The sequence below is a fragment of the Streptomyces sp. NPDC057654 genome (assembly GCF_042800135.1).
In the GTDB taxonomy this organism is placed as follows: Bacteria; Actinomycetota; Actinomycetes; order Streptomycetales; family Streptomycetaceae; genus Streptomyces.
Window position 1 is genome coordinate 1 of sequence record NZ_JBHVHQ010000350.1, and the last position, 5,899, is coordinate 5,899.

At 72.0% G+C, this 5,899-nt stretch carries 6 protein-coding genes; 4 read left to right on the plus strand and 2 right to left on the minus strand.

The features are described 5' to 3' along the window. The coding region (locus ACFU99_RS23945) for a phosphoglucosamine mutase (RefSeq protein ID WP_384395185.1) at positions 1-909 on the plus strand (909 nt) is incomplete at its 5' end. 201 nt (positions 910-1,110) lie between these two features. On the opposite strand, the gene ACFU99_RS23950 is transcribed toward ACFU99_RS23945, so the two are convergent. Next, positions 1,111-2,061, minus strand: coding sequence for a DUF389 domain-containing protein (locus tag ACFU99_RS23950; protein WP_384395187.1), 951 nt, complete (start codon positions 2,059-2,061; stop codon positions 1,111-1,113). Positions 2,062-2,093: 32 nt separating this feature from the next. After that, positions 2,094-3,083 (minus strand): type I pantothenate kinase, encoded by a 990-nt coding sequence (gene coaA, locus ACFU99_RS23955; protein ID WP_384395189.1) that lies wholly within the window; start codon positions 3,081-3,083, stop codon positions 2,094-2,096. Positions 3,084-3,301: 218 nt separating this feature from the next. Here coaA and ACFU99_RS23960 point away from each other — a divergent pair, with 218 nt between their 5' ends. Genes ACFU99_RS23960 through ACFU99_RS23970 form a run of 3 tightly spaced genes read left to right on the plus strand, consistent with a single transcriptional unit; the run spans position 3,302 to position 5,798 of the window. Further along, a complete protein-coding gene (locus ACFU99_RS23960; protein WP_384395190.1) occupies positions 3,302-3,535 on the plus strand; it encodes a hypothetical protein in 234 nt (77 codons plus the stop codon). A 44-nt stretch (positions 3,536-3,579) separates the two neighbouring features. Then, positions 3,580-5,433: a glutamine--fructose-6-phosphate transaminase (isomerizing) gene (gene glmS / locus ACFU99_RS23965; protein WP_384395192.1), complete on the plus strand. Its 1,854-nt coding sequence runs from the start codon at positions 3,580-3,582 to the stop codon at positions 5,431-5,433. Continuing rightward, positions 5,430-5,798 carry a holo-ACP synthase gene (locus tag ACFU99_RS23970; RefSeq protein ID WP_384395194.1) on the plus strand — a complete coding sequence of 123 codons (369 nt, stop codon included), beginning with the start codon at positions 5,430-5,432 and terminating at the stop codon, positions 5,796-5,798. The genes glmS and ACFU99_RS23970 overlap by 4 nt, the downstream gene beginning before the upstream one ends. Positions 5,799-5,899: the final 101 nt, after the last annotated feature.

Genomic DNA, 5,899 nt, shown 5'->3' on the forward strand with positions numbered 1-5,899 from the left:
GGCGTCGGCCGGGTGCGCGTGTACGACGAGGGCTTCGACAACTACGTCGCCCACCTCATCGGCGTCCTCCCCAACCGCCTCGACGGCCTCAAGGTCGTCATCGACGGCGCGCACGGCGCGGCGGCGCGGGTCTCCCCGGAGGCGTTCGCGCGGGCGGGCGCCGAGGTCGTCACCATCGGCACCGACCCCGACGGCCTCAACATCAACCACGAGTGCGGCTCCACGCACCTCGGCAAGCTGCGCGAGGCCGTCGTCGAGCACGGCGCGGACCTCGGCGTCGCCCACGACGGCGACGCGGACCGCTGCCTGGCCGTGGACGGCGCGGGCGAGGAGGTCGACGGCGACCAGATCCTCGCCGTCCTCGCCCTCGCCATGCGTGAGGCGGGCACGCTGCGCGAGAACACCGTCGTCGGCACCGTGATGTCCAACCTCGGCTTCAAGCTGGCCATGGAGCGCGAGGGCGTCCAGCTCGTCGAGACGGCGGTCGGCGACCGGTACGTGCTGGAGGAGATGAAGCGGCACGGCTACGCGCTGGGCGGCGAGCAGTCCGGGCACGTCATCGTCCTCGACCACGCCACGACGGGCGACGGGACGCTGACCGGGCTGATGCTGGCCGCACGGGTCTCCGCCACCGGCCGTACGCTCGCCGACCTCGCGGGCGTCATGGAGCGGCTGCCGCAGGTGCTCATCAACGTGCGCGACGTCGACAAGACGCGCGTGACGACCTCCCCGGAACTGGCCACCGCGGTCGGCGACGCGGAGCGCGAACTCGGCTCAACGGGCCGCGTGCTGCTGCGCCCCTCCGGCACGGAGCCGCTGGTGCGGGTGATGGTGGAGGCCGCGGACATCGAGCAGGCGCGGACCGTCGCGAGCCGGCTCGCGGATGTGGTGAAGTCGGCGCTGGGATAGGCGCATACGCGCGGGCGCGCGTGGGCTACGGGCGGTAGCGGCCCGGCCCGCGGGGGCCTCGGGGACGACGGGCGGTACTGGTCCGGTCGCGGGGGCCTCGGGCGGTGCCGCGTTCGCGGCCGGCCGGGCTCAGCCGCGCGGGCTGTGGACGGCTCCGTGCCGACGCTCCGCCGGGCCGGCCGGGCGGTGCCGTACCCACGCTCAGCCGCGGGGGCCGCGAGCGGCTTCGTGCTTGCGCTGCCTCGCCCAGAAGAACTTCTGGGCGAGGAGCGTGAGCGTGCCGGCCAGGACGATCCCCGCGAGGTTCAGCAGCAGCTGCTGGACCGAGCCGCGCATCTGGGAGAAGTCGCCGTAGCCGAGCGCGACAGCGGCATTGGCCGCGGCCGGCACCGTCGTCACCGAGATCGCGACGCCCACCAGCGCTCCGGACTTCGCGGACGTCAGCGAGAGCACCCCGGCGACCCCGGCCAGGAACGCGACCACGAACGAGAACAGGTCCGGCTGCCAGATGAAGGCGGTGTTCGGGCGCGCCCCCTCGACCTGGCTCTGGTGGAACAGCCCCACCGCGTCCATGAACAGGCTGAAGCCCGTCGTCAGCACCAGCGCCGCCGCGAACCCCGCGACCAGCGCGATCAGCGAGCGCCACGCCAGGCGCGGGGCCCGCTGCACCAGCGCCGTGCAGATACCGGCCAGCGGCCCGAACTCCGGGCCGACCGCCATCGCGCCGACGATCAGGATCGCGTTGTCGAGCACCACACCGCAGGCCGCGATCATCGTCGCCACCGTCAGGAACACCAGATAGGTGACCGACAGCGTGGACTCCTCGTGCGTGGCCTCCTCCAGGTGCTCCCACAGCACGGCGTCCGCGCCCTCGCCCGGCGCCTCCCGCTCGGCGCGGTCCGCCCGCCGGGAGAGCGTCAGCTCGATCTCCTCGACCGCGATCGCGCCGCATTCGGGGATGCCGATGGAGCGCAGCTCCTGGAGCAGCCCGTCCGCCGCCTCCCGCGCGACGTCGCACAGCACGACGTCGCCCTCGGGGCTGCGGGCAGCCCCCGCCAGCACGGCCAGGTGCGCGGTGCCGACCGTACGCTCGGCGAGCCGCACCACCTCCGCGGTGCGGTGGGCCGGAATCATCATCCTGATGTGCAGCACTGCCGGGCTCCCGGGCGGATTGAGAATCGGGGTCAGAGTTTGCGCAGCGACAGGCGCCGCACCTTGTGGTCGGGGCCCTTGCGCAGGATGAGGCTCGCGCGGCCGCGGGTGGGGGCCACATTCTCCAGCAGGTTGGGCTTGTTGATGGTCCGCCAGTTGCGGCGCGCGTAGTCGAGCGCCTCCTCCTCGCTGACCTGCGTGTACTTGCGGAAGTACGAGGACGGGTCCTGGAAGGCGGTGGCCCGCAGCTTGCGGAAGCGGGCGTAGTACCACTCCTCGATGTCCTCCGGCCGCGCGTCCACGTACACGCTGAAGTCGAAGAAGTCGGCGAGGCCGACGCGGGTGCGGCCGTCCTTGCCGGGCAGCGCGGGCTGGAGGACGTTGAGGCCCTCGATGATGAGGATGTCCGGGCGGTGCACGGTCAGCCGCTCGCCCGGCACGATGTCGTAGATGAGGTGCGAGTAGACCGGCGCGGTCACCTCGTCCATGCCCGCCTTCACATCCGCCACGAAGCGGGTCAGGGCGCGCCGGTCGTACGACTCCGGGAACCCCTTCCGTGACATCAGGCCCCGCCGGTGCAGTTCGGCGTTGGGCAGCAGGAAGCCGTCGGTGGTGACCAGCTCCACGCGGGGGTGTTCGGGCCAGCGCGCCAGCAGCTCCCGCAGGAGGCGGGCGGTGGTGGACTTGCCGACCGCGACGCTGCCCGCGACCCCTATGACGAAGGGGGTGCCGGACTGTGCGCCGTGGCCGTTCCCGGCGTCGCCGAGGAAGGTGTTCAGGGTGCCGCGCAGCCGGCTGGTCGCCCCGACGTAGAGGTTGAGGAGCCGGGAGAGCGGCAGGTAGACGTCCCGTACGTCGTCGAGGTCGATGACGTCGCCGAGCCCGCGCAGCCGTTCGACCTCTTCGGCGGTGAGCGGCAGCGGGGTGTTCTCGCGCAGGGCGCTCCACTGGGCGCGGGTGAGGTCCACGTATGGGGTGGCGTGGTGGTGGCGGACGTGCGAATGACTCTGAGTGGGCGGCACGGGCCCATTGTGCGCGGGGGGTGCGGGCGGCTTTCGGGTGGGTGCGTATGGGTGCGTCTGGCTTTCGCGCGGGTGCGGGCGGGGAACCTGTCGAACGCCGTGGAAATTCATTCGGCAGACATTCGGTCCGCTTGTGTACATGTCGTGTACGTGCTCTGTACGTGCCGCTGAGTCACCGTTACGTTCCAGTCTCCCGACCCGTACGACCTGGGGATTGTGTGTCTGTTCTCGATCTTGTTTTACGTCGTGGGACCCGGTCGTCGGCAGGGCGTGACGAGTTCGCGCAGCGCGTCTGCGGCGAGCTGAGCGCGGAGCTGCCGGACGAGGATCTCGGCGAGGACCTCTCCGACGCGCTCGAACGCTACGAGCTGGGCTCCAAGCCGCGCTGCGAGGAGGTCGAATACCTCGACCTGGTGCAGGACGCCATAGACCGGGTGGCGCGCGGTCACTGATCCGGCGGAGCGCCGCGGGTGCGGGTGGGCCGTACGCTGCCTGCATGTGCGGAATCGTGGGTTATGTGGGAGGGCAGCCCGCCCTCGACGTCGTCATTTCCGGGCTGAAGAGGCTCGAATACCGGGGCTACGACTCGGCCGGGGTCACCGTCCTCGCGGACGGCCAGCTCGCGGCGGCGAAGAAGTCCGGCAAGCTCGCCAATCTGGAGAAGGAGCTGGCGGCCCGGCCGCTGCCGTCCGGCTCCACCGCCATCGGGCACACCCGCTGGGCCACGCACGGCGCGCCGACGGACGCCAACGCCCATCCCCATCTGGATAATTCGGGCCGGGTCGCCGTCGTGCACAACGGCATCATCGAGAACTTCGCCGCCCTGCGGGAAGAGTTGGCCGGGCGCGGCCACGCGCTCTCCTCGGAGACCGACACCGAGGTGGTCGCCCACCTGCTCGCCGAGGAGTTCTCCGCCGGCGGCGACCTCGCCGACGCCATGCGGCACGTGTGCCGGCGGCTGGAGGGCGCGTTCACGCTCGTCGCCGTGCACGCCGACGAGCCGGACGTGGTGGTCGGCGCGCGCCGCAACTCGCCGCTGGTCGTGGGGATCGGGGCCGGCGAGTCCTTCCTCGCCTCCGACGTCGCCGCCTTCATCGCGCACACCCGCGAGGCCGTCGAACTCGGCCAGGACCAGGTGGTCGAGCTGCGCCGCGAGCAGGTCACGGTCACCGACTTCGACGGCGTGCCCGCGGACGTACGGGCGTACCACGTGGACTGGGACGCGTCCGCCGCCGAGAAGGGCGGCTACGACTACTTCATGCTCAAGGAGATCGCCGAGCAGCCGAAGGCCGTCGCGGACACCCTGCTCGGGCGGATCGACGCCGACGGCTCGCTGACGCTGGACGAGGTGCGCATGCCGCCTTCCGTGCTGCGCGAGGCCGACAAGGTGGTGATCGTCGCCTGCGGGACCGCCTTCCACGCCGGGATGATCGCCAAATACGCCATCGAGCACTGGACGCGGATGCCGTGCGAGGTGGAGCTCGCCAGCGAATTCCGCTACCGGGACCCGATCCTGGACCCGCGGACCCTGGTCATCGCCATCTCGCAGTCCGGCGAGACCATGGACACGCTGATGGCGCTGCGGCACGCCAGGGAGCAGGGCGCGAAGGTCCTGGCCATCTGCAACACCAACGGCTCGACGATCCCGCGCGAGTCCGACGCCGTGCTCTACACGCACGCCGGGCCGGAGGTGGCCGTCGCCTCCACCAAGGCGTTCCTGACGCAGCTCGTGGCCTGCTACCTCGTCGCGCTCTACCTCGGGCAGGTGCGCGGCACCAAGTGGGGCGACGAGATCGGCTCCGTCATCCGGGAGCTGTCCGAGATCGCCGTCCAGGTGGACGACGTGCTCGGCACCATGGAGCCCGTACGGGAGCTGGCGCGGTCCGTGGCCGCCGCCGGGAAGAACACGGTGCTCTTCCTGGGGCGGCACGTGGGGTATCCGGTGGCGCTCGAAGGCGCGCTGAAGCTCAAGGAACTGGCGTACATGCACGCCGAGGGGTTCGCGGCGGGCGAGCTCAAGCACGGGCCGATCGCGCTGATCGAGGACGATCTGCCGGTCGTCGTCGTGGTGCCGTCGCCGCGCGGGCGGTCCGTGCTCCACGACAAGATCGTCTCGAACATCCAGGAAATCCGGGCGCGCGGCGCCCGCACGATCGTGATCGCCGAGCGGGGTGACGCGGCCGTCGCCCCGTACGCCGACCACCTCATCGAGATCCCCGCCACGCCGACGCTGCTCCAGCCCCTGGTCGCCACCGTGCCGCTCCAGGTCTTCGCGTGCGAGCTGGCGACGGCGCGCGGCAACGAGGTGGACCAGCCGCGGAACCTGGCGAAGTCGGTGACCGTCGAATGATCATCGGAGTCGGCATCGACGTCGCGGAGATCGACCGCTTCGACGCGGCGCTACGGCGCACACCGGGGCTGGCGGCGCGGCTCTTCGTGGACCGCGAGCTGCTGCTGCCGAGCGGGGAGCGGCGGGGGCCGGCATCACTGGCGGCGCGCTTCGCGGCCAAGGAGGCTTTGGCCAAGGCGCTGGGCGCGCCGGCCGGGCTGCTGTGGACGGACGCCGAGGTGGTGACGGAGGCGAGCGGCCGGCCGGTGCTGTCGGTGCGGGGGACGGTGGCGGCCCGGGCGGAGGAACTGGGGGTGCGGGGGTGGCATGTGTCGCTGAGCCATGACGCCGGGGTCGCTTCCGCTGTGGTGATCGCTGAGGGGTGACGGGGGGCTGCGCCTGTGCCTGTGCCTGTGCGGGGCTGGGGTCAAGGGTGCGGGCCGGTGGTGGGTGCGGGGGTGGGGGCTCCGGGGCAGGGGTCCGGGAC